The sequence below is a fragment of the Pseudoduganella albidiflava genome (genome assembly GCF_004322755.1).
Taxonomy (GTDB): domain Bacteria; phylum Pseudomonadota; class Gammaproteobacteria; order Burkholderiales; family Burkholderiaceae_D; genus Rugamonas; species Rugamonas albidiflava.
Genome location: NZ_CP036401.1, coordinates 5,420,547 through 5,446,482, shown reverse-complemented (window position 1 = coordinate 5,446,482; position 25,936 = coordinate 5,420,547). Strand labels below are relative to the sequence as shown.

General features: G+C 62.0%; 29 protein-coding genes. 16 read left to right on the top strand and 13 right to left on the bottom strand.

Going from position 1 to position 25,936, the window contains the following annotated elements; genetic code table 11:
• Positions 1-269: 269 nt before the first annotated feature.
• On the bottom strand, positions 270-1,496 hold the full coding sequence (locus EYF70_RS22665) for a DUF4861 family protein (RefSeq protein WP_131147419.1): 1,227 nt from the start codon (positions 1,494-1,496) through the stop codon (positions 270-272).
• A gap of 307 nt (positions 1,497-1,803) precedes the next feature.
• Between EYF70_RS22665 and EYF70_RS22660 the strand changes: the two genes are divergently transcribed.
• On the top strand, positions 1,804-2,319 hold the full coding sequence (locus EYF70_RS22660; protein WP_131147418.1) for a DUF2867 domain-containing protein: 516 nt from the start codon (positions 1,804-1,806) through the stop codon (positions 2,317-2,319).
• Positions 2,320-2,632: 313 nt separating this feature from the next.
• Positions 2,633-3,337: a GNAT family N-acetyltransferase gene (locus tag EYF70_RS22655; RefSeq protein ID WP_165497771.1), complete on the top strand. Its 705-nt coding sequence runs from the start codon at positions 2,633-2,635 to the stop codon at positions 3,335-3,337.
• 216 nt (positions 3,338-3,553) lie between these two features.
• Here EYF70_RS22655 and EYF70_RS22650 read toward each other — a convergent pair whose 3' ends face one another.
• The 12 genes from EYF70_RS22650 to EYF70_RS22600 all read right to left on the bottom strand — a co-directional run bounded on the left by EYF70_RS22650 (position 3,554) and on the right by EYF70_RS22600 (position 11,126).
• Positions 3,554-3,769, bottom strand: a complete 216-nt coding sequence (locus EYF70_RS22650) for a hypothetical protein (protein ID WP_131147416.1) — start codon at positions 3,767-3,769, stop codon at positions 3,554-3,556.
• Positions 3,766-4,320 (bottom strand): hypothetical protein, encoded by a 555-nt coding sequence (locus EYF70_RS22645; protein ID WP_131147415.1) that lies wholly within the window; start codon positions 4,318-4,320, stop codon positions 3,766-3,768. Before EYF70_RS22645 ends, EYF70_RS22650 begins: the two co-directional genes overlap by 4 nt.
• On the bottom strand, positions 4,317-4,622 hold the full coding sequence (locus tag EYF70_RS22640) for a hypothetical protein (protein WP_131147414.1): 306 nt from the start codon (positions 4,620-4,622) through the stop codon (positions 4,317-4,319). Before EYF70_RS22640 ends, EYF70_RS22645 begins: the two co-directional genes overlap by 4 nt.
• Positions 4,623-4,794: 172 nt before the next feature.
• A complete protein-coding gene (locus EYF70_RS22635; RefSeq protein ID WP_131147413.1) occupies positions 4,795-6,750 on the bottom strand; it encodes a DNA cytosine methyltransferase in 1,956 nt (651 codons plus the stop codon).
• A 9-nt stretch (positions 6,751-6,759) separates the two neighbouring features.
• Positions 6,760-7,104 (bottom strand): hypothetical protein, encoded by a 345-nt coding sequence (locus EYF70_RS22630; RefSeq protein ID WP_131147412.1) that lies wholly within the window; start codon positions 7,102-7,104, stop codon positions 6,760-6,762.
• Positions 7,105-7,160: 56 nt separating this feature from the next.
• Positions 7,161-7,481 (bottom strand): hypothetical protein, encoded by a 321-nt coding sequence (locus tag EYF70_RS22625; protein ID WP_131147411.1) that lies wholly within the window; start codon positions 7,479-7,481, stop codon positions 7,161-7,163.
• Positions 7,482-7,483: 2 nt separating this feature from the next.
• Complete coding sequence (locus tag EYF70_RS22620; protein WP_131147410.1) at positions 7,484-8,374, bottom strand: DUF2303 family protein; 891 nt, start codon at positions 8,372-8,374, stop codon at positions 7,484-7,486.
• Complete coding sequence (locus EYF70_RS22615) at positions 8,371-8,721, bottom strand: YfdP family phage-associated protein (protein ID WP_131147409.1); 351 nt, start codon at positions 8,719-8,721, stop codon at positions 8,371-8,373. Before EYF70_RS22615 ends, EYF70_RS22620 begins: the two co-directional genes overlap by 4 nt.
• Positions 8,718-8,915 (bottom strand): hypothetical protein, encoded by a 198-nt coding sequence (locus EYF70_RS22610; RefSeq protein WP_131147408.1) that lies wholly within the window; start codon positions 8,913-8,915, stop codon positions 8,718-8,720. The genes EYF70_RS22615 and EYF70_RS22610 overlap by 4 nt, the downstream gene beginning before the upstream one ends.
• 12 nt (positions 8,916-8,927) lie before the next feature.
• A complete protein-coding gene (locus EYF70_RS22605) occupies positions 8,928-9,857 on the bottom strand; it encodes a ParB/RepB/Spo0J family partition protein (RefSeq protein WP_131147407.1) in 930 nt (309 codons plus the stop codon).
• Positions 9,841-9,969, bottom strand: a complete 129-nt coding sequence (locus EYF70_RS31865) for a hypothetical protein (protein ID WP_259772403.1) — start codon at positions 9,967-9,969, stop codon at positions 9,841-9,843. The genes EYF70_RS22605 and EYF70_RS31865 overlap by 17 nt, the downstream gene beginning before the upstream one ends.
• A 464-nt stretch (positions 9,970-10,433) precedes the next feature.
• Complete coding sequence (locus tag EYF70_RS22600) at positions 10,434-11,126, bottom strand: LexA family transcriptional regulator (RefSeq protein ID WP_131147406.1); 693 nt, start codon at positions 11,124-11,126, stop codon at positions 10,434-10,436.
• A gap of 81 nt (positions 11,127-11,207) precedes the next feature.
• On the opposite strand from EYF70_RS22600, the gene EYF70_RS22595 reads away from it, so the two are divergent.
• From EYF70_RS22595 to EYF70_RS22535, 14 genes are all read left to right on the top strand, one after another.
• A complete protein-coding gene (locus EYF70_RS22595) occupies positions 11,208-11,417 on the top strand; it encodes a Cro/CI family transcriptional regulator (protein ID WP_131147405.1) in 210 nt (69 codons plus the stop codon).
• Between the two features lie 589 nt (positions 11,418-12,006).
• Positions 12,007-12,447: a YmfL family putative regulatory protein gene (locus EYF70_RS22590; protein WP_131147404.1), complete on the top strand. Its 441-nt coding sequence runs from the start codon at positions 12,007-12,009 to the stop codon at positions 12,445-12,447.
• Complete coding sequence (locus EYF70_RS22585) at positions 12,447-15,197, top strand: DUF5906 domain-containing protein (protein ID WP_131147403.1); 2,751 nt, start codon at positions 12,447-12,449, stop codon at positions 15,195-15,197. Before EYF70_RS22590 ends, EYF70_RS22585 begins: the two co-directional genes overlap by 1 nt.
• Before the next feature lie 282 nt (positions 15,198-15,479).
• Positions 15,480-16,235 (top strand): hypothetical protein, encoded by a 756-nt coding sequence (locus EYF70_RS22580; RefSeq protein ID WP_131147402.1) that lies wholly within the window; start codon positions 15,480-15,482, stop codon positions 16,233-16,235.
• Positions 16,236-16,355: 120 nt separating this feature from the next.
• Entirely contained in the window at positions 16,356-16,883 is a 528-nt protein-coding gene (locus tag EYF70_RS22575; RefSeq protein ID WP_229420512.1) for a terminase small subunit, read from the top strand.
• Positions 16,880-18,964 (top strand): phage terminase large subunit family protein, encoded by a 2,085-nt coding sequence (locus EYF70_RS22570; RefSeq protein ID WP_218943714.1) that lies wholly within the window; start codon positions 16,880-16,882, stop codon positions 18,962-18,964. Before EYF70_RS22575 ends, EYF70_RS22570 begins: the two co-directional genes overlap by 4 nt.
• A 38-nt stretch (positions 18,965-19,002) precedes the next feature.
• A complete protein-coding gene (locus EYF70_RS22565) occupies positions 19,003-19,251 on the top strand; it encodes a Mor transcription activator family protein (RefSeq protein WP_131147401.1) in 249 nt (82 codons plus the stop codon).
• 169 nt (positions 19,252-19,420) lie between these two features.
• Positions 19,421-19,867 carry a hypothetical protein gene (locus EYF70_RS22560; RefSeq protein WP_131147400.1) on the top strand — a complete coding sequence of 149 codons (447 nt, stop codon included), beginning with the start codon at positions 19,421-19,423 and terminating at the stop codon, positions 19,865-19,867.
• A 113-nt stretch (positions 19,868-19,980) separates the two neighbouring features.
• Positions 19,981-20,214 carry a DUF6148 family protein gene (locus EYF70_RS22555; RefSeq protein WP_218943713.1) on the top strand — a complete coding sequence of 78 codons (234 nt, stop codon included), beginning with the start codon at positions 19,981-19,983 and terminating at the stop codon, positions 20,212-20,214.
• Positions 20,211-21,737, top strand: coding sequence for a phage portal protein (locus EYF70_RS22550; protein WP_131147399.1), 1,527 nt, complete (start codon positions 20,211-20,213; stop codon positions 21,735-21,737). Before EYF70_RS22555 ends, EYF70_RS22550 begins: the two co-directional genes overlap by 4 nt.
• 61 nt (positions 21,738-21,798) lie before the next feature.
• Positions 21,799-21,951: a hypothetical protein gene (locus EYF70_RS31175; protein WP_165497770.1), complete on the top strand. Its 153-nt coding sequence runs from the start codon at positions 21,799-21,801 to the stop codon at positions 21,949-21,951.
• Entirely contained in the window at positions 21,948-23,450 is a 1,503-nt protein-coding gene (locus EYF70_RS22545) for a polysaccharide deacetylase family protein (protein ID WP_131147398.1), read from the top strand. Before EYF70_RS31175 ends, EYF70_RS22545 begins: the two co-directional genes overlap by 4 nt.
• 2 nt (positions 23,451-23,452) lie before the next feature.
• Positions 23,453-23,683, top strand: a complete 231-nt coding sequence (locus tag EYF70_RS22540) for a hypothetical protein (RefSeq protein ID WP_131147397.1) — start codon at positions 23,453-23,455, stop codon at positions 23,681-23,683.
• A 162-nt stretch (positions 23,684-23,845) separates the two neighbouring features.
• Positions 23,846-25,918, top strand: coding sequence for a ClpP-like prohead protease/major capsid protein fusion protein (locus tag EYF70_RS22535; RefSeq protein ID WP_131147396.1), 2,073 nt, complete (start codon positions 23,846-23,848; stop codon positions 25,916-25,918).
• The last annotated feature ends 18 nt before the right edge of the window (positions 25,919-25,936 follow it).

Here is a 25,936-nt window from a genome sequence, read left to right as displayed (position 1 = left end):
GGGAGTGGTTGCCTGCGCGGTATTTTATGGGGGCGGCGGTGAGGGGCTGCGATGGCTGCGGAAAGAATCAGCGGGGTGAGCGTGGGGAACGCCTAAGGTGCAGACGGCCATGGAAGCACACTGGTGTCTGATACCAATGCCGCTCGATATGGCTACCCCAGGTGCAAATTCCGGGGTCAGACCCGGCGGGTCTGACCCCAGCCCTTTGCCGTTGGGGTGAATGCATGCGCTTTCCAAATTCCGGGGATAGCGTCGAAAGCCGATCAGCCCTACTTCGCCACCGCCACCACCACCTTCACCGGCGACTTCGCCCGCGCGGCGGTCAGCGCCACCTGCTTCGCCCACTCGTCCTTCGTCCTGATCTCGCCGGCGCGGCTCCAGGCGGCGCCCACGTAGTACGTCAGCGGCTTGCCGGAGGTGACCGGGGCGATCACGAAATCGTTGGCCTGGTCGGAACCCGCATCCTTCGCCGCCGGCACCACCACCGCCACGCCGAACGCATCGTTGCTCTTCTGCGTGACCCACTGGCGCAGCGAGCCGTCGGCCGGCACGCGGTCGGTGGCGATCTGCGGGTCCTGGCCCTTGTCGCTCGGCGTCTTGTTCAGGCCGACCACCGCGTTCAGCTGCTGGCCACCATTGAAGGTGAATGTGCTGTCGATGCGATCGAACCAGTGTCCGGCATCCACGGTGAAGCGGCGCACTTCGGATACCTGCGTGCCGGCCGCGTCGAACGCGTCGTACGACAGCTCGAAGATGGCGCGCACCGGTCCGTTGGCCAGCACCTTCCACTTCGCGTAGTTGGTCGCCTTGGCGATCTTCGTGCCATCCCAGATGCCGGTGCCGCCCGCGCCCAGCGTGCGGCCCACGTTGTACATGTCCATGCCTTCGCCCTGGTCCACGTGGTAGTGGTCGTGGCCCTTGTTGTACCAGCGGTCCACGATCGGGTAGGGCACGCGCTTGAACCAGATGTCGTTGCCGCTGGTGACCAGCACTTCCTTGCCGCCGCCGGCCGGTGCCGGGGCGCCGAGCGCGGGGCCGTAGGTGCGGTGCGCAACCTTGTCGTTCTCCCACGCGAAGTCGTCCAGGCGCTCCTGCACGTAGCGCGCGAACACCTTGGTGGGGAACGGCGGCGACACGGTTTCCGTTTTCTCCACGGTGAACGTGGCGCTCTTCTCGCCGGCCTTGAAGTCGTGCTGGAAGATCAGGTCACCATAGGCGATGCCGCGGTTTTCCGGGTCCTTGGCCTGCGGCGCCACGTTCGTCACCTGGTAGGGCAGCAGCTTGCCGGAAGCGTCGCGCACGGCGATCTTCTGCAGCAGCGCGCCGGGCAGCACGCGGTTCACTTCCGACCACGGCACCGTGATCGTCTCGGCCGGGCGGGCTTGGTCGAGCGCGTGGGTGACGGTGATCGTCAGCTTTTCCGCGTGGGCGGCGGGCATGGCGAAAACGGCGGAGACGGCGAATGCGGCGGCGGCAGGCAGGAATCGATTGTTCATGGTGCTCTCAAGGCGAAGGTTGAGTGGAACTGCGGGACTGGCAGCCCGAGGATAGCCCGGCCCGGGCAGGTCGTGCCACACGGCGATGCGCCGGGGTGTTCGTTGCGGGCGCCCGGCGTCGATGTGGCACGGACCCGGCCAGGGCCGCCATCGGTCCCGTCATGCTTGCAGGAATGGCAAACGAGTATCGGGACTCGCTCAGCGGGTGTCAACGGAACGGCGAGATTCAATCAACAAGGTGATCGTTCGGCCGGCGCCGGCCGCGGGCCGTTCCACGCGGTTGCCGGCGTTGCGCTATGCTGGGCCCATGACGCCAACCATCTCGAAGCAACCGGTTCCGGCCGCGAGCCGGCTCCACCGCACCATCCCGGGTGCGCACTTCCACGACAGCTACCGCATGGCGCTGGCGTCCGATCCCCGCTCCGCGCTGCAGCTCTATTTGGACACGGCGGTACGCACCCCTGCCTGGGTCGACCGGCTGATGGCGCTGCGTAACGCGGTGGTGTCGCGCATCGGGCTGAAGGACCTCGGCGCGCTGGGCGAATTCGACCGGAACAAGCCGGCCAGCGCCTACCGCCCCGGCGACCGGATCGGCATCTTCGAGTTGCGTCACGTGTCCGACGATGAAGTGATCCTTGGCGATTCGGACCGGCACCTTAGCGTGCAGCTGTCGGTGTGCCGGGAAGGCGGGGAGCTGTCGATGTCGACGGTGGTGCACGTGCACCGGCCGCTGGGCCATGTCTACATGTTCTTCGTCGCGCCCGTGCACCGGCGGATCGTGCCCGCGGTGATGCGGCAGATACGCCCGGCGGGTGGGCGCTGACGGTGCCGGGCAGCGCCTGTTGCCTGCCGCTGCCTGTATAATGTGCGGCCCCGTTTGACTCCCCGCCGCGATGAACACTGTTACCGTCCCCACCCACGCCTCCGAGATGCCGACTGCCGGCGCTGACCAGGATCGTGGCCAATCCGCCGCCCGGTATCGCGGCCGCCGCCTGTCCGTGGCCCCGATGATGGACTGGACCGAATGACATTCGCTTGTAGAGGGGAACGTATTGGATTTGAGGGCCCTCGTAGCAAATTCGTAGCAGTGCCTCATCATGAGCCCTTCGAGTGTGCAGGAGGCTCTAAGCTTCCACATGTCATTGTTAGACTGGTATCATGCTCACATGAGTGATCGTGACGAAATCTTCCGGCAGTACTTCAATCAAGTTGACATGACGTTGGAGCTTGATGAGTCGGTAGATGACGATGAGTTCGACGTGTTCAATAGCGTGGAAATGCTTGTCAAGCTCACCGGTGCTCCAGATGGAAGCTATCTCAAGGTTTCTCGGGGAACTGATGAGGCGGAGCTGTTTCACATCGTTGTTCGCAACAGGATCTTCAAGTATCCATCTGAGTATGCATTAGCCAACCGAAGTGATGGATTCGGACTTGAGTTGTACGTGGATTCAATAACGTTGCGTGATGAATATCAGAACAAGGGGATTGGCCCCCGGTCGATGCTTCTGAGCTTGCTCGAAGCAAAGGCTCAAGGCTTCAGATATGTATCGCTGACGGCGGCTGGAAGTTCGAACAATCGAGGGACGTTCTGGGGGTACTATGTGTGGGCGTCGATGGGCTTCGATGCAGTGCTCCCTAGCGAGATTTTGTGTTCATTGCCGGAGAGGCTCTCGCATGTGCGTCGCTTGGCGGAACTTATGCTGGATGACGAGGGACGGCAGTGGTGGTACCATCCAGGGGGGCGAGCGATCGACGTTGAATTTGACTTGTCACCCGACAGTTTGAGCTGGACAGTCCTCAGGAATTACGTTGAAGCGAAAGGAATTTCTTATGAGTACTAAGTTCTTACTGGCCCTCGCACGGATGAAGCCGGCCACGTCGCAGCAAGTTAAGAAGGCCATGATAAAGCGGAGGTTGGGCCCTGGCCGTGTTGAGGCCTATGAAGGCGATTTGGTCCCAGTCAAAACAGGCAGTGTCTTGATGTTGAAAAGGCCAAGAACCTGAAGTTTATAATGTGTTTACTGATATAAAAAAGCCACGGTTTCCGTGGCTTTTTGCTATGCAGACTGCCGGCGGCAGTCGTCGATGTATTGGCCAACGTCCCGCACGTCGGCGATGACGAACTTTCCCGACTTTCGCGTAGGTATTGGAAACGTGCCAGCGCAGAGCTTGTTCCGCGCCGTGCCGACCGCCATATCGATCTCGGCGCAGATCTCATCCAGGCGCATGAACATGCGTTCGTATTTCAAGGCGAGGAACATTGACGCTTTCATTTTTCCCTCCGTTGACGAGCACGATCGATGCGTTCGATCTCGGCAATAATTAATGCAGCCGCGCGGACGAGATCGCTTCGCCATTTCTGAGGCTTCCACCAGCGGCGGTCCCATGGCCAGCCAACTGGCGGCTGCCCTGGTAGGTGCGTATCGGAATATAGGGCATAGCAACCTCCCGCTATCGCCATTTCACCGCTTCCGTACCTGTCATCGTGTCCAGGTGTCCAACCTTCGATTTCAACTTGGCGACGGCGTTCGGCTAACACATCCCAAGCGGCAGCCGAGCCACCGACAGCAGCGGCGGCGTATTGGCCTAACGTAGTGGCATCCTGGGCCTGCAGCGCATCGATCTCCAGTTGCGCGTGTATCCGCTGCGCTGGCGTCATGTGCTTCTTCAGCACCTCGACTGCCTGCTCCGATCGGGCGATCACCACCGCCAGCCCCGCCGCGGTACGGCTGGCGGTCTGAAGCTGCGCGGCCAGGTCGACGGCCGTGGCGCGGAAGTCATGCGCCGGCTTGGTGTCCGCCGACGGTTCTGTCAATACACTCATGGTTCTTCTCCGGTAGTGCTTTGTGTTGTGGCTTGTGCCTTCGTGTCGGCGTGGGCCTGAATTTGTCCCGTTGGCGAATGCCTGGTGTCCAGCGTCAGTTCCTCTGCAGGCACCTCACCAGGGTGGCCGCGCAGGTAGACGACCGTGTCAATGCTGCTGCCAGATCCGCAGAACGTCAGCGTGTGAATGAATCGCTGCAGGCCGTTGTGCAGGACTGGGTGCGCTGTCTGGAGCGCGCGCAGCAGCATGCGGTTATGCTTCTCGATTTCCTCCCACGTGCGCAGCGCAGCCGGGCCGGTCACCGTGGACTCCGTGCAGTGCAGCGCAGGCAAATGCTACTTTCGCCCTTGAATTGGCCCAGCGATCGCCGGCGTTTGCAGCCGCCGGTGCACATGCGCATCGCCTGGTAATAACCGGCTGGGCTCTCCTTCTTGATCGCTTGGTGCATGCGCTCGGCGCGTGCTAGGTCGTACATCATGCTGCCACCCGCGCTATCTGGAATTCGTGTGCGAAGTTCGACCGTATCAGTGCCTCCGACAGCGGCGGGCACACGCTGTTGCCGCACATGCGCACTTGGGCGGACTTCGTCAGCGGCACGCGCGGGAGCTCCAGCACGTCGCACTCGACCTGCACGCCGTCGATGAACAGCAGGGCTGGATCAGGTATTTCCTTGATGACGTAACCAGCAGGGAATCCTTGCGCACGGTACAGCTCGTGCGGGGCCAGCATGCGCAGGCCGATATCGACGATTTGGTAGTCCTGGCCGTGGATCGTCACCAGGCCGTAGCGGTCCTTCGTTGTTACGGTGTGCAGCGGCGCGGCCAGCTGCGGATCCTGATCGGTGCCGTAATACTTCAGCAGGAACGCACGCACCTCCGCGTGATGCTGGCCTCCGGCGCTGATCGTGTGCAGCGGCTCATCGACTGCCGCGGCGGTGCTCGTGCCGCGCAGCTTCACCAGGTGGCTCGACACGATGCCAAGTGCATGCGGCGCACCGGCGGGGTTCTCTTTCGGCCCGGCGGTAATCGTCGGCACCGGCTCGGTGAGCTCGCTGCCGGTCGAGCCGGTGCGAAACTTCGTCAGGTGCGCGGTCACCAGGCTGTGGTGGTCGGTGCTCGTCACTGTGCCGATCGGGTCACTCAGCTCAGAGCCCACCACGCCCGTGTAGTGCTTCGCGAGGAACGCGGTGGCTACGGCGCCGTCGGCCTTCGCCGTGATCGTGGCCAGTGGCTCACCCGGCCTGCGCGGGCGGCTCTGGCCAGCGCGGCCGCCGACGCCGGTCAGCACGGCCGACACCAGGCTGAAATGCCCGCCCTTTACTTGAGCACAGATGGTACGCAGCGGCTCGTCCGCCGGCATGACTCGCTGATTCGTCGCGTTCGCATGCTCGTTCAGGAATGCCGTCACGAGCGCATGTTTGCCGCTGGCGACCAGCGTGCCCACTGGCGCGCCGATGTCCAGCGCGCGCGGTGCCTGGCCGGCCCGCTCGCCGTACCCAACCTGCACGAGGGTGGCCGATGCCAGCGCCTTTTCACCGCGCTGCGCTCCTGTGATCGTGCGCATGGGCTCGTCGATCGACTCAACACGGTCGGAACCCTGATGCGTCACCGGCACGATGAACGGCCGCTCCGCGTCGACCACGTAGCGCATGATGCCTTTTGCGATGCGCCGCATGGTGGCCGGCGCAAGCTCGCGGGTGCGTTCGAAGATGCTGGGGCAGGGCAGCGCCCAGTCGATGCATTCCGCTGCCGTGCGGTACGGCAGCAGCTTGCCGGCGCGCACGCCCGGCGAGTCCGGTGCGCCATGCGTCGCCACCGGCCAGCAGATCGGCAGGCCGTCGCGGCGCGCGACCAGGAAGAAGCGCTTGCGGATCGTGGGCGTGCCGAAGTCGCACGCGCGCAACTCTCGGTATTCGACCGTGTAGCCGTGCGCCTCCAATTGGCGGACGAAGCTGCGGAACGTTTTGCCGCGGCGCGCCGGGTCAGGCTTCGCGGAGCCGTCAGCGGCAACCAGCAGGGGGCCCCACGTCTGGAACTCTTCGACGTTCTCCAGCATGATTACCCGAGGCTTGCACTTTGCCGCCCAGCGCAGCGCGACCCAGGCCAGCCCGCGGATACGCTTTTCGACCGGCTTACCGCCCTTTGCTTTACTGAAGTGCTTGCAGTCGGGCGACAGCCACACGAGCCCCACGGGCTGGTTGTTCGTGACCTTGATCGGGTCCACGTCCCAGACGCTCTCGCACAAGTGCTTCGTGTGTGGGTGATTCATGGCGTGCATGGCCAGCGCTTCAGGGTCGTGGTTGATGGCGATATCGACAGGCCGGCCGAATGCGGCTTCCAGGCCAGTGCTGGTGCCGCCTCCACCGGCGAAGTTGTCGATGATCAGCTCGCTGCCCAGATCGAGCGGCATGGTGAAGAAGTCTCGCTTCATGAATTCCGTTCAGGCGCCAATCGAGGCGCAGTAAATTTCAACTTCCGCGACAGCCCGGGCGAACACGTTCACCGGAAGCTTTGGCAACGTGGCCTCGATGGAGGCGGCGGCGCAGCGCAGGGCCAGCGCTTCGCCATCCTTCAGGCCAATCTTGCCGACGCGCTCGTAGCGATCGCAGATCTCATTCATGGTGGCCGTCGCCGTCTCCAGAGCCGCCAGCCGGATGCCGCTGCGGTTCAGTGCGGCCAGCATCTTAGTAAGCACGTTGTAGGCGTCGGGCGAAGGTGCGCCGACGAGTGCTTCAACTGCCATGCGCAGTTCGAGCGCCAGGCGGTCGTGTGTCTCGCTCATCATCGGCCTGTTCGTGGGCCGGTCGCGACGCGCGCGGCGAGGAGAGGTGGAGCGCGGCATTACGCTGCCCTCCGGGCCACCCGGCCCGCGAGGAGGGCTGTCAGGTAGCTGTTCTCGACCGTCAGATCGGCAATGCGTTGCGCATGCGCCAGATAAGCAGGGATGCGATCCACCGGCAAATCCTTGCGCTGCGCGAGGTACTGGCAGCGCGTCGCCATGTCGGCGTGGTTTGCCTTCCAGTGGGCGAGGCTGCCTTCCAGCTGCGCCACCTGGTAGCGCAGCCGGGCTGCTTCAGTTGCCAGTTCCTCGACCCGGGCGTAGGCCGCGCGGGCGGCCTGCTCGGAGCACTGGAACGCGATGCGCCAGCTGCTGTAGCTCATCGTTAGCCAGCCTTCCCGACCAGCAGCGTGCAGTCGGCTTCGCGAGCCTGCTCGACGTACGACTTGAACGCGTCTTCGATCGCAATGTGAGGGCGGTCCAGCTCGTACCAGAACTTCAGCTTGCCACTGCCGATGCGGTACTTCAGGCGGGCCTTCAGCTTGTAGCCTTCGCCGCCCTTGAACAGGCGCATGCCCAGCGTGAACTCGCGCGGGATCTCGATCGCGCCGTTGGCTGCGCTGGCGGTGGTGTTTTCCTCATACGTGAACTGCACCTGGCCGTTGTCCAGGCGGCGCGCGCTGCTGAAGTTGACGTCCGTCTTGGCCTGCAGCGTCAGCGCGACCTTCAGCAGCACTTCGCCGGCCGGCTCGATCACGTCGGCGATGTTGTCTTCGATGAAGATGGCGAACGCTTCCTGGTCGAACTGGTTGCGGTCGTGCTTCTTCCAGTTTTCGAACTCGGGGCTCAGCTCCGCGGTGTAGACGGCACGGTGGTCGCGCCAGCCCGGCAGGTCGCCGTACAGGTGCGGGCGATGGTCGTTGATCACGGCCGTCAGCGAGCGACTGTCGACGTCGGCGTAGACGTAAGTGCGGTCGTGCTGGCCGTGCTGCTCGACGTAGGTCAGGAAGCTGTCCAGGTCGCCCAGCTTCACCGTTCCCTGTTTGCGGGTCGGTACAGCGGCGGCTTTCTCGACTGCGGCGGTCAGGTCGATGTGCTTGTAGCCTTCCGGGATCACCAGGTGCGCCGTCCCCTCGTGCTCCGTTACGGCGGTGCTGGCGACAGCCAGCTTCGTGAACAGGGCCAGTGCGCTGGAGTCGATCACCAGCGATTCGCCAGCGGCGGGAGCGGCGATGAATTCTGCAGTTGCGGCGGTGCCGGCTTCGGGGTGCGTCATGCGGTTGCTTCCTTAAAGGTGGTGGGTGCTGGCGCGCCTGCAGCGCGCAGGGGCAGCTCGTGTTGGCGCGGGTGATTGCGCGAAAGGTTGTTGCTGTCGGTGAGCCAGTAGAAGTCCTGGCCGCGATCGGGCTTCGGCACCTTGGAGGTGACCGTGTCGGTGATCACGACCTTGTCTACGTCGGAGCCGCGGCCAGCCGGCTTCACGTCGATCTTCAGCGTGAGCGAGCCGCCCTTGCCGGTTTCGCGCACGGCGGCGAGCAGCTCGCCCAGCTGTGCGGTCAGCTCGGCGTGGGCGCGGCCGTCGCGCACGTCCTGGATGAAGACGCCGAATGCCTGCGCGTTCACGCGGCCTCCGCGTGCGACAGTTCGTTGACAGGCATCGTCCACGGTGCGCCGCCCATCGTGCCAGGCACACGCACGGAAGCGATCTTGGCGCCGTTGGTGACGTCGGTTTTGATTTCGGCGACGGTGCCGTGCTGGGGGCCGGCGTCGCTCTCGAAGGTCACCGGCGAGCCGGGACCGATCTTCTTGTTCTGCATGGTGCAGTCCTTTCAGGTGGTGGGGGTGTTGTTGTCCGATGCCGCCTTCATCGCAGCGGCAATCGTTTCGCGAAGTTTGGAACCTTTGTTTGGTGCGTCGGCCGGCGCATTGAACGACAGCCGCCACTCCACGGTGCCATCGTCCCGGCGATAGCCGGAAGGCGTGCCGTTAGCGATCAGCCATTCGAGGATCTGTTTGTCTGTGGGTTCCTTCGTCGCACGCTGGCGAGCAAGTGTGCCGGCCGTGACCTTGCTCTTGCCGGCGGCCTGGGCGTCCTTCAGGCTTTCCCGAATGGCCGTGCCAGCCTTGCTGCCGTGCTGCTTCACCATGGCCACGGCTACGGTGCTGGACACTTCACCGGCGTTGACGGCCTGGTGGACGTCGCTATTGGCCTCGGCCAGCAGGACGGCATCCTTCACGTGCTGGACGGTCTTGCCAACGCGCGCGGCAACCTGTTTCTCGGTCCAGCCGAACCCGATCAATTTGCGATATTGAACGCCGGCCTGCAGCGGAGTGAGTGGCAGCCCGCCTGCGCTGGTGATCATGTGGGCGACACGGTCGGCATCGCTGCCGCGGAACTGGCGGCATTCGAGGGAGCGCACTTCCGCGCCTTTGTCGATGGCATCCAGCGCTGCGGCGCGCCGGTGGTGGCCGTCTACCAGGATGATGTGGCCGTCCTCGACGCGCACGTCCAGCGGCGGGAAGACCGCGCCGTTGCGGTAGGCGAGCGACATTTCGGCAACGTGCTCCAGGTCTAGCGGACGAGCGTTGAAGCCTTCCTCGACTTCCAGCAGGTCCGGAGCGACCGCGAACGATGTGACTTTCGATACGCCGTCGCCGTGCAGCTTTTTCTCTGCTGCGACCTTCAGGGATACAAACGATTCCATGGTGTTCTCTTCAAATGATTTGGAATGCCCGCGGCGGTCATTCGTCGTTGTCATTGGCCTGCAGCTTCTTCACATCCACTCGCGCACGCCGCTGCATGAAGGCACGGGCGCGGTTTTCCAAAATGACTTTCAGGGCCGGGTTCGACAGCATCGCTTCCAGGGACATCTCTGATCGGAGCGCGCGGTGCGCATGCTCCAGAGAGAGCTGGTCTGGACGTGCTAGCTGCATCGCTAGAAGCCAACTCGCATTGCGCGCCAAGCAGACTTGATCGAGACCCGGACGGCGCGGCCGCAATTGCGGTAGTACCGGAAGCAGCGGAGGTAAGTGATCACGCCTTGGCTCTCTGTGGCCGCACGGTCACGCCGCACGCGCCGAAGCGCTCAAGGGCGTCTATATGCACGGCAGCGCTGCTGGTGCCGATAGCGGGGTAGGTGAGTGTGCCACTCTCAGTGCGGACAGTGACCGTGAAGGGACTCATCGCGGCCCCTTGGGCGCAATGGTCAGGGAATGAAAACGGAGGGGAGTTGCAAGAAACATATATTTCCCTATCGAAGTGCTGCGACAAGGAAATATTAAGTGCACTTAAAAATTTAAGCAAGCGAAATTTTTAAGTTCGCTTAAGTTGACAATCAGATGTGTTCGCTTTCCTTGTAGACCACCCGGCCAACGATGAGACAGTCCACGCCTCGGCAGACCTTGCGGTGGTACTTCCGCTGGTCTGAGTTGTCCGACGTTAGCCACCAGTCGCCGGCGTCGCGCGATAAGCGTTTGACCACAGCTTCGCCTTCATAGTTCACCGCGAATACGCCGTTTTCAGCGGGCTGCGTGTCCGCCAGGTTGATGAAGACGGTGTCTCCAGCATAGAGCGTGGGCTCCATGCTCTCGCCCTTGACCTCAATCGCTACAAGCTTCTCAGGCTGAAAGCCCCGCTTGTCTACCCAAGCACGAAGAATCGTCGTCTTTCCGCTTTCCTCAGGAAGAGGCTCAGTAACGACGCCCATTACGCCTGCTTGCAGCTTGAGCCGGACCTTGGGGATTTGATAGAAAATTGGGCTATCGGTGTCGTGAACTTCGACTCGTCTGGCTCCTGGGAAGAGTGCCGTCGGGTCGAGGGCTTTCGGTCCTCTACCATGCAAAAGCCACTCTGCTGCAAGCCCAAGCACAGAGCAGACCGCTGTCAGGTTCTCTCCCTTTAGCTCCTTCGTCGTGCCTGATTCCCACTGTGTGATCGTTGCTGGCGAGACGTTGATAGCGCGTGCTAGCTCCGATTTCGATAAGTTTTTCTCGACGCGAGCTTGCGTCAAACGTTGGTTCCAGTTCATTAAGCTAGCTTAAGTTGTACTCCGTTAAGTGTGCTGAAATATTTAGTTGCGCTTAAATTTAAGTGCGCTTAAAATTGACGCATGGATACCAATCTGAATGCAGACCAAATCATCGACGCTTGCGGCGGCACCTCTGCGGTTGCGAAGCTGTTCGAGATCAGCGATGCAGCAGTGTCGCAGTGGCGGACTGCCAGTGGTGGAATCCCAAAGGCCCGCCTGATGTATCTGAAGGTGGTTCGGCCTGAAGTCTTTCTAGAGCCAATTTCTCCAATACAAAAGATCAACTCCTGAACCGCAAAGTTGTAACGCGGAGGGTTCTCACGCGTCCATAAAGTTGCCACAAGGCACTTAGTAATACCAGAAATTATTAATAATGTAACTTGGGCAATGCGTGAAGATTCGGTTGTTCGCGCCGGCCAGGGTGATGAAAGGAAAAACGGCATGACTTCAATGACAGAGCGTTTGACAAAGCTCCGTGCTCGCCGGACCTCGGCAGACTCCGCGCGACGATATACGACCCCTGCACTCTGGCGACAGACGCACTCGCTAGACACCACGCAGGATCCGAGCGCAAAGGCATTGCTAGAAACGATCGCTATGCAGGCGAAGACAGCTGAGGCTTCGGTCTCCAGCGCACGCAAAGCTGGTGCGTCTGACGCCGACGCAGAGATGCTCGCTCGCCGGTACTTGTGCGAGCTGGCGGAAGGCCTCTCGCAGCGCGCTGCAGTCATCGCATCGTGAGTCGAGTAGGGAAGTTTGTGTTTCACGTTGTTTGATGTCAATGGATTTAGCCTTTCGGAAATGATATTCGCTAGGCAATGACGACGTAACCCAAGGAAATAGAGGAATTGCTGTGGAACTATTAACCGCATACCAAGATATGATCCGAGTGCACGGCTGGAACGGTACGGCGGCAACGCTTGGTATGACCAAGTCGGCCCTGGAGGCCCGCGTGTACGAGGTCAAGGGTTCCGGCATGCGCGTCGATACTGCGCTGCTCATCCAGAGCTATGCCGGTACCACGCACTTCGCTGACGCTATTGCAGCGGCGAGCGGTGGAGTATTTATCGAGCTGCCAGAGGTAGGCGCGCTCGATGGCGGAGACCTCCACGCCAAATTTCACGAACTGTACGAGCAACTCGGTAACCTGTCGCGCACGTACTCCGAAGCGATCAAGGACGACGAGATTGACCAGCGCGAGCGCGCCCAGCTGCAGCGCATTGAACAGCACATCCACAAGACCATGCGCGAGTTGATGGCCTTGATGTTCCAGATCTACTGCCGCAGGCCGGCGGCTGCTGTCGACGGTGGCCAGTCGTAATGGCAACGCTTGACCAGGTCATCGCGCAGATGGCGGCGGACCTGCCGCCGCTGCCTTCGGGACATCCGCGCCTGAATGGCAAGATCAACCGCTTCGGCAAGGGAAAGAAAGCCTGGTACCAGCTGCGCGAATTCACGCTGCGGTCGGGCCGGCAGGTCATCACTGGTGCGTATGGGGTCTGGCAAGGGCAAAATCCGAACTCGGTCTCGGTCAAATTCGATTGGGAAGGCGTCAGCGAGGAAGAGCGTGCGGAAGCTGCTCGCCGTCAAGCCGATGACGAGCGCAAGGAGCACGAGCGCCGCGAGAATGCAGCGCGATTCGCCGCCAACCGGGCCGGCCAGGAATGGAAGCGGGCGACTGCGATCGATGATGCAGCCGCCGTGCCATACCTGGTGAAAAAGCACATCGATGGCGAGTTCGCACGCGTCTCCGAAGACGGAACTCTGCTTGTGCCAGCGAGGCGCTATCGTGCTGGCCAGCGGCCCGAGCTGGTATGTCTGCAGAAGATCGACGCGGTCGGAGGCAAGCGCTTCAATGCCGGTGCCGATATGGTCGGTGCCGCCTGCCTGTTGGGCACAATCGCGCGCGACGAGACGCGACTGATCGGAGTCGGCGAAGGATACGCCACCGGGCAGTCTGTCCGCCTGGCGGAAGCTGGCACATTGCCGTTCATGGTGGCATTCAACGCCGGAAACCTGCTCGCGGTTGCGCGGCAGCTACGCGCTGACTTTCCGCACGCGACGCTGCTGTTCTTCGCGGACGACGACTGGCAGCTGGTGCAGCGCTATCAGCGGGACTTAACCGACGACTTCGATATCGACACAGCGCCGCTGATCGATGGGGCCGACCACGTCGTAACGAACGGCAAGGGTGAGTCGGTCACCGTGCGGGCCACCTGGCGCAAGGACGCTACCGGCACCGATTACATCGAGTGCGATATCCGTTGCGGCCGCCGTTTCCGCCAGCTTAAGTTCGAGAACGCCGGCATTTCGAAGGCCCGCGCCGCGGCTGCGGCCGTCGGCAATGCTCACGTGTGCTGGCCGAAGTTTGCCGCGCGCGGCGAGAACAAGTGGACCGACTTCAATGACCTGCACGTCGAGGAATCGATCGAGGCAGCCCGGACGCAGGTAATGGCCGCCATTGCTGTGGCCAGCGCTGTACCTGCCGCTGCGATGGTTGAGCAACACGAAACGGTTCCGACCGAGCGAGCCCCTGATGCCCCGGCGGAATCCCCCGCGCCCCCTGGGCCTACAGAGCCGGCCGAGCTGGTCGACCTGCGCGTGCCAACGATCGAAGCACTGCTGTCGCACTTCGCGCTGATCTACCCGACGACCGACGTGTGGGATGGCCTGCGTAAACAGCGCATGAAGAAAAGCTCGTTCGCCGCCTGGGTGGGCAAGGATCTGGCCACGCAGTGGGAGAAAGCGGAAGGCCGGCGCACCATCATGCGCGAATCGCTGCCGACGCTGATCGGTGGCAAGGCGATGGGCGCGAGCGGCGAGGGTGGCAAGCTGGGCGAAATGCTCGAACAGCTCACCCTGCTGCGCGGCACCGAGACCGTATGGGATGGCATCGGCCAGCAGGTCATGTCGCTGGGCGCCGTGCGGGCCGACTACACAGCCGATCTGACCGCGCGTTGGCAGGAGCACAGCCTGCGCAAGACGATCGAGGCGCGGAACCTGGTGTTCGATCCCACGCAGACCGCAGACCCGGTCACGCACGTGAACATCTTCCTCGGCTGGCCGCTTGTGCCCAAGGCGAACGAGGATCTCGTGCTGCCGATCCTCGCGCTCCTGGAATCGCTTTGCAGCGCCGAAGACCGGGTCGATGAGTGCGTGGCGTGGATCCTGCGCTGGCTGGCATATCCGCTGCAGCACCCCGGCGCGAAGATGCAGACCGCATTGCTGATGTTCGGCGAGAAGCAGGGGACCGGCAAGAGCCTGTTTTTCCAGGACGTGATGGCACCGATCTACGGCGAGTATGGCACCGTGGCCAGCCAGCACCAGTTGGACTCGACCTTCACGGCCTGGCGATCGCGCAAGCTGTTCGTGCTGTTCGAGGAAGTGCTGTCGCGTGACGACAAGTACAGCCACAACGGCACGCTGAAGTACATGGTCACCGGCAAGCAGATGAGCATCAACCAGAAGAACCTGCCGGAACGGACAGAGCGCAATCACATGAACGCGGTGTTCCTGTCGAACGAGCCGCAGCCTATTCCGATCGAGCTGGAAGACCGGCGCTTCATGGTGGTCGAGGCCCGCAAGAAGCAGGATGCCGAGTTCTATGCCCGAGTGAAGGCGTCGATCGATGCCGGCGGCCTGGAAGCGTTCTACCACTTCCTGCTCAATTTCCCGCTGGATGACTTCGACGAGCACACCAAGCCGCCGATGACCCTGGCCAAGGAGCGTGTGATCGAGTTCGGCCTGAGCGGCTGGATGTCGTTTCACCGGGCGTGGAAGGACGGTTACCTGGACGCGCCGTATTGCTCGTGCCTCACGGAGGATCTGTACAACATCTACAAGCGTTGGTGCGACAAGAGCGGCGAGAAGCCCCTCACCCTGTGCAAGTTCTCCGGCCTGATCGCCAGTCGGGAGCACAAGGTCAAGCGCAAGGTCGCGGTAGGCAACAAGCAGCCCATGTACCGGATGGTGTTCGAGATTGTCGGGCCGGAGGAAACGGAGTCCATGGAGAAACAGATCGCCCGCTTCAGGAAGCTGGCGGACGTTCGTGCCGATGGTGCGCTTGGCTAAATGCAGGGTACGCAGGGTTATTCGCAAACCCTGCATAGCGCAAACCCGCATGGATGCTAGGTTTGCGCAGGGTATGCAGGGTTAGCAGGGTTCCGCGCACGTATGTGTGAAGCGATTTTCTAACTGTGATGAATTTTTATTGCTGCTCACATTATAGATAACCCTGCATCCCTGCATACCCTGCTCAGAGTGAGTGTTTATGCGGCTTACAACGATGCAGGGTTTGAAATGAAGCCTGCTGACCCTGCGTTAGCAGGACTTGAAACGAAGGAGAGAAGGAAAATGGTAACAGTGGACGTGCAGGAAGCGGTTGCGGCGCTGGCACAGCAGGCCGATGCATCGCAAAAGCAGGTGAAGTTCGCCACGCGCGTGGCCCTCACCAGGACCGCGCAAAAGGCCGCACAAGCGCAGGTGAAGGAGATGCGCGACATCTTCCACAGCCCGACGCCATATACGCTCTCCAGCATGTTCGTGCGCCCGGCCACTGCACAGCGGCTCAGCGCGGAAGTGAAGCTGAAGGACGATGCCACCAAGGCCACGCCGGCCGCGAAGTTCCTGGCAGCGCAGATCGATGGCGGCACGCGCGCGCAGAAGCGCTTCGAACGTGCGCTGCAGGCGGTCGGTGCAATGCCGCCAGGCTTCCGGGCTGTGCCGGGTGCCGGCGCAAAGCTGGATGCGTATGGCAATATCAGCCGCGGCCAGATCGTCCAGATCCTGGCGTTCTTCCAGGCGTTCCCGGAGGCTGGCTACAAGGCGAACATGACGGCGGCATCACGCGCGCGCCTGGCTCGTGGCACGCGGACCAGGCCGGGCGTAGCGTACTTTGTCGGCAGCCCTGGCGACCGCCTGCCACTTGGCATTTGGCAGCGCATCAACTTCGCGCAGGGCTCGGCCATCAAGCCGGTGCTGCTGTTCGTCCGCACTGCCGACTACCAGCCGATCTACGACTTCCGATTCGTGGCGGAGAAGACGATCGAGCAGGAGTTCGCGGGCGAATTCGAGGCGGCCTACGCCGAAGCGCAAAGGACCGCACGATGACCGGTCACCGCCTTTTGTTGCAACCGTGCAACGATCCAAGGTACTCCCAAGCCCCTTCTGCCAAGGGTAATTCGAACCCCGACTTTTCTCTAGTCACAGGCCATTTCCAAGGGGGTTGTGTTGTCGACTGACCTGAACGAACCCATGACGCAGGCAGCTTTCGGCGCGCTGGTCGGTGTCACGCAGCAGGCGATCGGCAACTTGGTTGGCCGCGGCGTGCTGGATATGAAGGTGCCGGCGCGACAGGCGTTGCAGATGTACTGCGCGCACCTGCGCGAGCAAGCCGCCGGCCGTGCCAGCAATGGCGAGCTCGATCTGGTGAACGAGCGGGCGGGCTTGGCGAAGGCCCAGCGCGAACGGATCGAGATGCAGAACGCCGTCACGCGCGGCGAGCTCGCGCCAGTAACGCTGATCGAGGAAGTGCTGTCGAAGGCCGGCGGCAAGATCGCGGGCATCCTGGAAGGGATCCCGGGCGCCGTGAAGCGCCGCGTGCCGGCGCTGTCCGGCGACGAGATCAAGAACATCGGCGCGGAGATCGCGCGCGTGCGCAACATCGTGGCGAGCATGTCGCTGGCGGACCTGCGTGACTCCGGCGCGGAATCTGATGAAGACCGGGGCGCGGGGTCCGACGAGGTGATCGACGCATGAGCGATATGTACGAGGTGGTCGGCTGGCAGTCGCCGGAGCTTGAAGCCACCGTAGGGCGTGGCCTGGGTGCGTTCGGCGTGCCCGAGCCAAAAACGCTCGAAGCGTGGGCGCGAGAAAACTTCTACCTGTCGAAGGAATCGTCGTACGTCGAGCAGAACTGGGTGCCATGGCCGTTCCAGCGCGCGATCCTGGCGTGTATCGGTAACGACGATATCCGCGACCTGGACTTCATGAAGTCGGCCCGGGTGGGTTACACGAAGATGCTGCTGGCCGCGATCGGCTACTTCGCCGAGCACAAGCGCCGCAACCAGGTGCTGTGGCAGCCAACCGATGGCGACAGCGACGAGTTCGTCAAGACCGAGCTGGACACCATGCTGCGCGACGTGAAAGTGATGGAGCGCGCGATGCCGGCGCACGTCTCCAGGAACAAGGACAACACCCTGGCGCAGAAGAAGTTCCTGGGCTGCCTGCTGCACACGCGAGGTGGCACCGCGGCTCGCGCTTACCGCCGGATCTCGGTCGACGTGGCCTACCTCGACGAGCTGGATGCATTCCTGCGCGACATCGACAAGGAAGGCTCGCCGGACATCCTGGCGCGCAAGCGTGTGGAGGGCGCGACGTTCCCGAAATTTGTCACAGGCTCCACGCCCAAGCTGGGCGGCTTCTCGCTGATCGAGGACCGGTACAACGCGGCGGACGAACGATTCGCCTACGCGATTCCATGCCCCGAGTGCGGAGGCTTCCACAAGCTTGCCTGGGGCAAGAAGGACGACACGACGGGTTTCAAGTGGGTGGATGGCGACCCGGCTACCGTGCGCCACCTATGCCCGCACTGCAGCGCGCTGATCGACCAGGGCCAATACCTGGCCGTGGCCGATCTGGGCCGCTGGCAGAATGTCGATGGCAGCATGACGATCGACTTCGACGGCGTGTTCCGTAACGGTGCTGGCCAGGTCGTGACGCCGCCGGCGCATATCGCCTTCCACGTGTGGACAGCGTACAGCCCGGCGGTGAACTGGGCTTCGATCGTGCAGGACTTCATGGAGGCGTACGAGAAGGCCCAGTCCGGCGACATCACGAAGCTGAAAGCCTTCACGAACACGACGCTGGGCGAGACCTGGGCGCTGGACGTGGAGAAGACCGAGGCCGACACACTGAAGGACCGGGCCGAGCCCTACAAGTTCGACACCGTTCCCATGGGTGGGCTTCAGCTGCTGGCCGGCTGCGACACGCAGCCCAACCGCATCGAGCTCACAGTCTGGGCCTATGGCCGCGGCTGCGAGAAATGGCTGGTCGACCACGAAGTCTGCTACGGCAATCCGGAGGAGGACCAAGTTTGGGAAGACGTGGCCGAATACCTCTTCGACAAGGAATTCGCGCACGCGAGCGGAAAGCGCCTGAAGATCTACGCCAGCGCGATCGACACCGGCGGCCACAATACACAGGCCGTGTACAACTTCGTGCAGACGTCTGCACAGAAGGGCCACCGCATCTTCGCCGTGAAAGGCCGGTCCGGCCGCGAGAAGCATATCAAGGATGGTGCGTCGAAGGTCGATATCGACTGGCGCGGCAAGAAGCGCAAGAAGGGCATGATCCTGTGGCAGGTCGGTACCAACCTGGCGAAAGACCTGATCTATGGCCGCCTGCAGATCACCAGGCCGGGCCCGGGCTATGTGCACTTCTCGAAGGACGCCAGTGACGAGTTCTTCAAACAGATGGCCGGCGAGGCCCGTGTCGAGCGGGCGACCGCCGGCGGCCGGGAATCGCGCTGGACTGCGCTACGCAAGCGGGTCGAGGCCTGGGACTGCACGGTCTACACAGTGTGGCTGGAGACTCATCTCGAACTGGGGAAAAAGAAGGCCGTGTACTGGGAGCAGCTGGAAGCGCTGGTGCAGCCGGCGATTGTCGACCTGTTCGCGGGGCCGATGACAATCGAGGAACCTGCCCCTGTGGTCGTACCTCAGGCTCCCGCGAAACAGGAGCCGGCAGCAGCGCCGGTGGCAAAGCCGGCGGACCAACCCCGGCGCACCGGATCTTCCGGGTTCGCGTCGGACGACTGGATGGGTAGGGGGTTCTCGTGAAATCGATACAACGGTACAAGCAGCCGGACGTAGTCGCCATGCTGTTGAAGGAAGTTCGGGACACACTTGGTACCGAGGTGTTTTCGAAAGAAGTTGAGCGCGCGATTGAGAAGAAGGTGCGGTTGCACTTCGGCGGCCAGGAGGTGTACGTAAAGCAGAGCCGACCCGATCCTGATGAACGAGCGTTGGCCATCCGTGCCGAGTACAACATGACCAATCGCCGCGAGCTGATGGAACGGTACGGCCTGGGCCGCAGCGCGTTCTACAAGATCATCAAGGGCGGATGATTGGCGTTGCCCATGTTTTTGACACGGCGGGAGCTGTTGTATTTTTGCCGAGTCGGTGATGCATTAAGGAAACAAGTGTTACTATCGGATTAGTTAGGTCCGATAGGTCCGTTAGGTCCGGTAGGTCCAGCAAATTTCAACTTCATCACTCCTGCCGAGGCTGCCTGTCATGCGCAAATACCACCAATTCGTTACCACCGTCGATGACGTTGTTCAGAACGCCATTCGTTTCAACAAAGACATAGAGGACAAAGAGCTAGCCTATGGCCTGCAGCGAATTGTGCCCTTAGTCCATCACTGGTACGCGTATGTTGATGAGACCGGTTGGTTCCATTTCGTACCGTCGAAATTTGCAGGGTATAAGAATATGACGGGAAAACTCTACTTGGCTTCCTACAATCTGCCGAAGGCGGAGGGCGGACTTCACGGAAAAGAGACTGAGCTGGCTCTCCGGCCACTGTCTACTCGCCTTCAGGGGGAGGAGTGGGAAAGCGTATATTCTCGTGAGCTTAGTGCTTGGCTTTCGGGCAGCTGGGGCTTCAGGAGGCGAGCCGGTGCGACAGTCTCAGTTCTCAAAGGCTATCCCCTTGATCCTGAGCCATATCACACAACGTGACCTTCATATTAACTGTCTGATGCTACCGCTGTATGTAGCTGGAATCGTCCACTGTTTTCCGTAGAAACTGGACAGCTTGAGGCGTAGTGTCGGGGCATCAAACAGAGGCCCCGATGACAAACGCTACTGACATGCTCGCAAAATACCTTGCCGCCGAGACCGCAATCTTGGAAGGCAAGGAAGTTAAATTCGCCGACCGCACCCTCCGGATGGAAGACCTGGCGTTCGTCCAGGCCGGCCGGCGGGAATGGGAAGCCCGGGTTGCTGCGGAGACGCCCGCTGCCAAGGCTGCGCCAAAATTTGGCGGTCTTCGATTCTCGGTCGCCCGCTTCGGGAGTGACGCATGAGCGCGCGGACCTTCGTCCCGCTCACCGTTGTCGATCGGCTGGTCGCCTACTTTTCCCCAACCGCCGGCCTGCGCCGGCTTTCCGCGCGCCGGGTGCTGAGCCAGTACGAGGCGGCAAAGCCGTCGCGCCTCCGCAAAGGCAAGCGTGACCACCGTTCGCCGGATATGCAGGTGCGGCAAAGCGCAGCTACCCTGCGTGCGCTGGCGCGCGACCTAGAGCAAAACCACGATATCGCCCGAGGCGCATTGCGCGTGCTGGTCAATAACGTGATCGGCGCGAACGGGATCGGCATCGAGCCGCAGCCGCGTCGGCGCGACGGCTCGATCCACGAGGAATACGCAGCGACCTTGCGCACGCTGTGGCGCGACTGGGTGCAGAAGCCCGAGGTCACGCACAAGCACACCTGGTCGAAGGTCCAGCGCCTGGCTGCGAAGACCTGGATCCGCGATGGCGAGGTGCTGGCGCAGCGCCTGATCGGCGCCGTACCATTCCTGGATCACGGCAGCCGGGTGCCATACTCCCTTGAGTTGATGGAGGCCGACTATCTCCCGCTGCATTATGCCGATGCCGACCGCCGCATCGCGCAGGGCGTAGAACGCAATGCCTGGGGCAAGGCAGTCGGCTACTGGGTCTACAAGGCATTCCCGGGCTCCGACAATTGGGGGAAGGGCTCCTACGAACTCAAGCGGATCGACGCGGCCAATATGCTGCACGTGGCCAGCCTGGACCGGATCGGCCAGACGCGAGGCATATCCGAGTTCGCTAGCGTGATCACGCGGCTCGAAGACATCAAGGACTATGAGGAATCCGAGCGCATTGCGGCGAAAGTGGCCGCGGCGCTGACCGTGTACGTCAAGAAGGGCGGCCCGGATGATTACGCCGAGGCCGACACTACTTCCGGTGTACGCGAGATCGGCATGGCGCCCGGCATGGTCATTGATTCGCTCAAGCCCGGTGAGGAGATCGGCATGATCGACTCGAACCGCCCGAATCCGAACCTGATCCACTTCCGGCAGGGCCAGCTGCGCGCGGTCGCCGCCGGCCTGGGCGGCAGCTATTCAAGCATCGCGCGCGACTACAACGGCACGTACTCGGCGCAGCGCCAGGAGCTGGTCGAGCAGTGGATTCACTATGCCGTGCTGACCGACGACTTCGTTGGCCAGTTCGTGCAGCCGGCCTGGAAGGACTTCGTGAAGGCCGCGCGCCTGTCCGGCCTGGCCAATCCGCCGGCCGACCTGATGCCGGAATCGATAGACGACGCGCTGTTCATCGGCCAGTCGATGCCATGGATTGACCCGCTCAAGGAAGCTCTGGCGTGGCACTCCCTGGTACAGGACGGATTCGCTAGCGAAGTGGAAGTAATTCGCAAACGCGGCGGCAATCCTCGGGACGTGCTGGAGCAGATCGCGGCATTCCGGAAACAAGCCAACGAGAAGGGCCTGGCCTTCGGCAGCGACTTCGCCAACCAGCAGAAGACGGGCGCCGAAAGCAATCTCAACGACGATAGGAAAGAGAATGAATAAATCAACTAGTACGGGTGCGGCTGTTGCGAACCCTGGCGCCGGCGGCGCGGTGATCCCGGTCATGATGCCAGTTTCGGCCGGCTCCCATACCTATGCCTACGTGGGCGGACTCCTGACCACTGATACGTGGACCGTCGACGGTATGGTGTACGTGAAGACCTTCACCTACACCAACGGCGTGCTCACTGGCGAATCGGACTGGGTGAAGCAATGAGCCTCGGCGACTTCGTGCGCAACGCGCAGATCCTGGGGCTGTTGGACAAAACGGACAAGCCGGATACTTCAGCATATCTCCCCAGCGGCCAGCCGACGACAATTACGCGACCGGTAAAGCGGGCGGGCAAGGTGGTTGCACTCTTCTCGGTTGCCACGTGGGGCCAGAATGGCGGCGTGCCCGCAGTAAAAGAGAACTACAGTGGTTACGACGCGAGCGGCAACCAGCTGCCGGTGGCGAGCATTACTTCGCAGCCGAATATCCTGAAATACGTCACAGCCGGGAACGGCAATGAAGAGATCATTCTTAGCGCGCCGGGGACAAACCTTCTGACGACTGCACTGGACGGCCGCATCGGATTGTGGGTCTATATCGAGAACCAGCCTGGTTATGAACCAGGTGGCACGCTCAATGGCAGCATTGCGATTGCGCTGAAAACTAGTGGTGCCGGTTTCGCGCTTCAGGTCGGCTTCAATTCGAACCAGCTGATCGAGGGGTGGAATTTTCTGTCATTCGTGATGGAAGATCCGGCGGCATACGTTCCAGGCTCGGGCGTTAGCGAAGATCACCCGTTCGGCGTTTCCCCGACAGTATTCAACGGTGCGGAGGCCAATATCAAGGCACTGCCGATTGCCGGCATCAAGATTGCCTTGGCCGGCTGGACTGGTGCCACGTTGTACTTCGATTCGCTCATTACCGATTGGAAAACTGAACCACAAATGGTTCTCGGCACTGACGTGACCGAGGACAAGCTCACCTCCATCACGCTCCCCCTGTTTGCACAGTACGGATGGGTTGGCTACACGGCTGCCCCGAAGCGGGTCTGGGAAGCTCCGGCATCGAAAACGGTGACCGACTGGTCGAGCGGCAACGCGTTGCTGAAAGCAGCCTACGACGCGGGCTGGGACTGCACCAACCACACGACCAACCATCTGGCCAATGGCACGCTGACGAACCCGGCCGAGATCGCTTACGAAATCAATGCGGTCAATGCGTACTATCGCAACCAGGGCATGACGCGCGGCGGTGAGTTTTATTGCTCGCCCCAGTCGTCCACGAGCCGGCTCGCCGAGAAAGTTATCAAGAATCTGGGCATCAAACTGCAGCGGCATGCGCGGAAAATGAATGTGGCGGTGACAGCGTTCGGCGTGCCGAATATTCACCATGTCGGCGCCTCGGATATCGGGAATCATACGAGCTCGTGTGTCATCAATGTCACCGGCGGCGTCACGTCTACCGTGAACGGTTTGCAGCAGTTCTCGAAGATCAAGCGGGTGATCGATGTGATCGTTCGGTACGGCGACACGTGGTTCCCGTTCTGGCACACGATTTCTGTAGTTGATACGGGCAGCGGAGAGGATTTGACCGGCAGCACCCTTGCAATTACTCGATCTGCATTCGAAAAATCCATGGCATATATTCGCGCGCTGGAGCTGGAAGGGAAGCTGCGCGTTTGCGATGGGATTACTGGCTTTTACTATGGGATGGACCGGAAATGAAATTGAGCGACATTACGTGGGTCTCGGCCTGCTGCGGCGAGGCGTGCCTTTACGCCGAATTCAAAGTCGAGACCGGTTACATCAAGGTCAAGACACGGCATGACGAGACCGACCTTGACTACGAGGTACGCCGTTATGGGCTGGACTTCCAGCCAGTCGACGCGCAGTTCGTGACAATGACCGAAGCCGACCTGGAGAAACTCCTCGAACCGTTCACATATACGGCGATCTAGCTTGGCCTCGGCATCCGGCAGGGAGCGGCGCTGCCGAGGCCCTTGCATTTGAACGAACGATATTAGGGCTGCGGATATCCCAAATTTTTCGAGAGTCCACTTTTTCCCGTAGAAAGTGGACAGTTGAATAGCGACACTGTGTGTATCCAATAAGGAACACGCATGCCGACTTCGAACCCTCAGGCGAATAACACGCCAGCAGCACAAAAGTGGTACACGATCCGCGCCTCCGCACGTGCGGGCGCGATCAACGCCGCAGCGGCCGAGATCCTGATCTACGGCGATATCGGCGAAAGCTGGTATGGCGACACGATCGCCGCGAAAGACTTCGTGCGCGAGATCGCCGCCCTGGACGTGGACGTGCTGACCATCCGCATCAACAGCTACGGTGGCTCCGTCACCGACGGCATCGCCATCCACAACGCCATCAAACGGCACAAGGCGAAAGTGACCATCGTGGTTGACGCCATCGCTGCATCCATCGCCAGCCTGATCGCGATGGCCGGCGACACCGTGCAGATGGCCGAGAACGCCCAGCTGATGATTCACGCACCTTGGGGCTATCAGGTCGGCAACAGCGCCGCGATGCGCGAATACGCCGACATGCTCGATAGCTGGGCCGATGCGATGTCGACCACCTATGCGGGCAAGACCGGCAAGGACAAGGCTGACGTGCTGGCAATGCTCACCGACGGCAAGGATCACTGGTACACCGCCGAACAGGCGCTGGCCGAAAAGTTCATCGACGAGACCGTGGCCGCTGTTCCTGTTGCAGCTTCGGCATCGCTGACTGCCGCGGCCAAGGCCCGGCACCAGGCCGCGTTCCGTCCCCCTGTTTCCCCGGCAGCATCGGCTGCGACAACCACCAAACCATCCACCAAGGAGAGCAATCCCATGCCACCGGAAAATACCGACGGCCCCGTGAATGCGGCCCAACTGCAGCAGGAGCGCGACGCCGCCGCTCGTGCCGCCCTGCAGGCTGACCAGACCCGCCGCATCAGCATCAGCGAGCTGTTCGCCAGCTTTGCCGAGCGTGCCGGCGTCACCGCCCTGATGGCCACGTGCCAGAACGATATCAACTGCAGCGCCGACGACGCCGGCAAAAAGCTGCTGGCCCACCTGGGCAAGGATGCCACGCCGACTGCCGGCGGCAACATCATCACCCTGGAAGACGAGCGCGACAAAATGCGCGCCGGCATGCAGGCCTCGCTGATGGCCCGCTCGAAGATCGCCAAGGACGATGCAGCCAACAATTACCGCGGCTTCACGCTGATGGACATTGCACGCGAATGCCTGGCACGCGCTGGCGTCAAGGCTGGCGGCATGGACAAGATGCGCCTGGTGGCCGCTGCCTTCACGCATACGGGCAGTGACTTCCCGCAGCTGCTGTCGAACATCGCCGAGAAGGCGATGCTGAAGGGCTACGAAGAAGCCGACGAGACGTTCCAGCTGTGGACGGCCGAGGGCACGCTGTCGGACTTCAAGCCGGGTATGCGCCTGGACCTGAACACCTTCCCGGCGCTGGACCGCGTGCGTGATGGCGGCGAGTACCGCTACGCCTCCGTCGGCGAGCGCGGCGAACAGGTGCAGCTGGCCACCTACGGCAAGCTGTTCTCGATCACCCGCCAGACCATCATCAACGACGACCTGGATGCCTTCGCCAAGCTGCCGCGCATCATGGGCCGCGCCGCGATCCGCACGATCGGCGACCTGGTTTACGCAATCCTGACCAGCAACCCGGCCATGGCCGATGGCAATCCGCTGTTCCACGCCACGCACAACAACCTGCTGGCCGGCGGCCCGATCAGTACCGGTGGCGTCGACGCGGCGCGCGTGCTGATGGGCAAGCAAAGCGATGGCAATGCCACGCTGAATATCCGCCTGGCGAACCTGATCGTGCCGCTGGCCCTGGAAGGCCTGGCAAACGTGGTTCGCGACAGCGAATACGAAGTCGGTGCGGCAGCGAAGAACAACACCGTGCCCAACTCGGTGCGCAACACCTTCAAGGTCATCGCCGATGCTCGCCTGGACGCGAACTCGGCCGCGAAATGGTATGGCACGGCCGACCACGCGAAGTACGACACCGTCGAAGTGTCGTACCTGGACGGCCAGACCGCGCCGACCCTGGAACAGCAGGAAGGCTGGAACGTGGACGGTACCGAATTCAAGGTCCGCATGGATGCGGGCGTCAAGGCCCTGGACTTCCGCACCCTGGTGCATAACCCCGGCCAATAACCCCTTGGCGGCGTGGGC

Excerpts from the sequence above, each read along its gene's own strand:
- EYF70_RS22610 (WP_131147408.1), bottom strand. The coding sequence starts at position 8,915 with ATGCAGAACAAGAAGATCGGTCCCGGCTCGCCGGTGACCTTCGAGAGC.
- EYF70_RS22565 (WP_131147401.1), top strand. The coding sequence starts at position 19,003 with ATGCTGTTGAAGGAAGTTCGGGACACACTTGGTACCGAGGTGTTTTCG.
- EYF70_RS31865 (WP_259772403.1), bottom strand. The coding sequence starts at position 9,969 with ATGTCCCTGGAAGCGATGCTGTCGAACCCGGCCCTGAAAGTCATTTTG.
- EYF70_RS22625 (WP_131147411.1), bottom strand. The coding sequence starts at position 7,481 with ATGAGCTACAGCAGCTGGCGCATCGCGTTCCAGTGCTCCGAGCAGGCC.
- EYF70_RS22535 (WP_131147396.1), top strand. The coding sequence starts at position 23,846 with ATGCCGACTTCGAACCCTCAGGCGAATAACACGCCAGCAGCACAAAAG.
- EYF70_RS31175 (WP_165497770.1), top strand. The coding sequence starts at position 21,799 with ATGATGCCAGTTTCGGCCGGCTCCCATACCTATGCCTACGTGGGCGGA.
- EYF70_RS22580 (WP_131147402.1), top strand. The coding sequence starts at position 15,480 with ATGGTAACAGTGGACGTGCAGGAAGCGGTTGCGGCGCTGGCACAGCAG.
- EYF70_RS22630 (WP_131147412.1), bottom strand. The coding sequence starts at position 7,104 with ATGATGAGCGAGACACACGACCGCCTGGCGCTCGAACTGCGCATGGCA.
- EYF70_RS22560 (WP_131147400.1), top strand. The coding sequence starts at position 19,421 with ATGCGCAAATACCACCAATTCGTTACCACCGTCGATGACGTTGTTCAG.
- EYF70_RS22665 (WP_131147419.1), bottom strand. The coding sequence starts at position 1,496 with ATGAACAATCGATTCCTGCCTGCCGCCGCCGCATTCGCCGTCTCCGCC.
- EYF70_RS22550 (WP_131147399.1), top strand. The coding sequence starts at position 20,211 with ATGAGCGCGCGGACCTTCGTCCCGCTCACCGTTGTCGATCGGCTGGTC.
- EYF70_RS22545 (WP_131147398.1), top strand. The coding sequence starts at position 21,948 with ATGAGCCTCGGCGACTTCGTGCGCAACGCGCAGATCCTGGGGCTGTTG.
- EYF70_RS22600 (WP_131147406.1), bottom strand. The coding sequence starts at position 11,126 with ATGAACTGGAACCAACGTTTGACGCAAGCTCGCGTCGAGAAAAACTTA.
- EYF70_RS22650 (WP_131147416.1), bottom strand. The coding sequence starts at position 3,769 with ATGAAAGCGTCAATGTTCCTCGCCTTGAAATACGAACGCATGTTCATG.
- EYF70_RS22620 (WP_131147410.1), bottom strand. The coding sequence starts at position 8,374 with ATGACGCACCCCGAAGCCGGCACCGCCGCAACTGCAGAATTCATCGCC.
- EYF70_RS22645 (WP_131147415.1), bottom strand. The coding sequence starts at position 4,320 with ATGAGTGTATTGACAGAACCGTCGGCGGACACCAAGCCGGCGCATGAC.
- EYF70_RS22655 (WP_165497771.1), top strand. The coding sequence starts at position 2,633 with ATGTCATTGTTAGACTGGTATCATGCTCACATGAGTGATCGTGACGAA.
- EYF70_RS22555 (WP_218943713.1), top strand. The coding sequence starts at position 19,981 with ATGACAAACGCTACTGACATGCTCGCAAAATACCTTGCCGCCGAGACC.
- EYF70_RS22635 (WP_131147413.1), bottom strand. The coding sequence starts at position 6,750 with ATGAAGCGAGACTTCTTCACCATGCCGCTCGATCTGGGCAGCGAGCTG.
- EYF70_RS22595 (WP_131147405.1), top strand. The coding sequence starts at position 11,208 with ATGGATACCAATCTGAATGCAGACCAAATCATCGACGCTTGCGGCGGC.
- EYF70_RS22605 (WP_131147407.1), bottom strand. The coding sequence starts at position 9,857 with ATGACAACGACGAATGACCGCCGCGGGCATTCCAAATCATTTGAAGAG.
- EYF70_RS22660 (WP_131147418.1), top strand. The coding sequence starts at position 1,804 with ATGACGCCAACCATCTCGAAGCAACCGGTTCCGGCCGCGAGCCGGCTC.
- EYF70_RS22585 (WP_131147403.1), top strand. The coding sequence starts at position 12,447 with ATGGCAACGCTTGACCAGGTCATCGCGCAGATGGCGGCGGACCTGCCG.
- EYF70_RS22590 (WP_131147404.1), top strand. The coding sequence starts at position 12,007 with ATGATCCGAGTGCACGGCTGGAACGGTACGGCGGCAACGCTTGGTATG.
- EYF70_RS22570 (WP_218943714.1), top strand. The coding sequence starts at position 16,880 with ATGAGCGATATGTACGAGGTGGTCGGCTGGCAGTCGCCGGAGCTTGAA.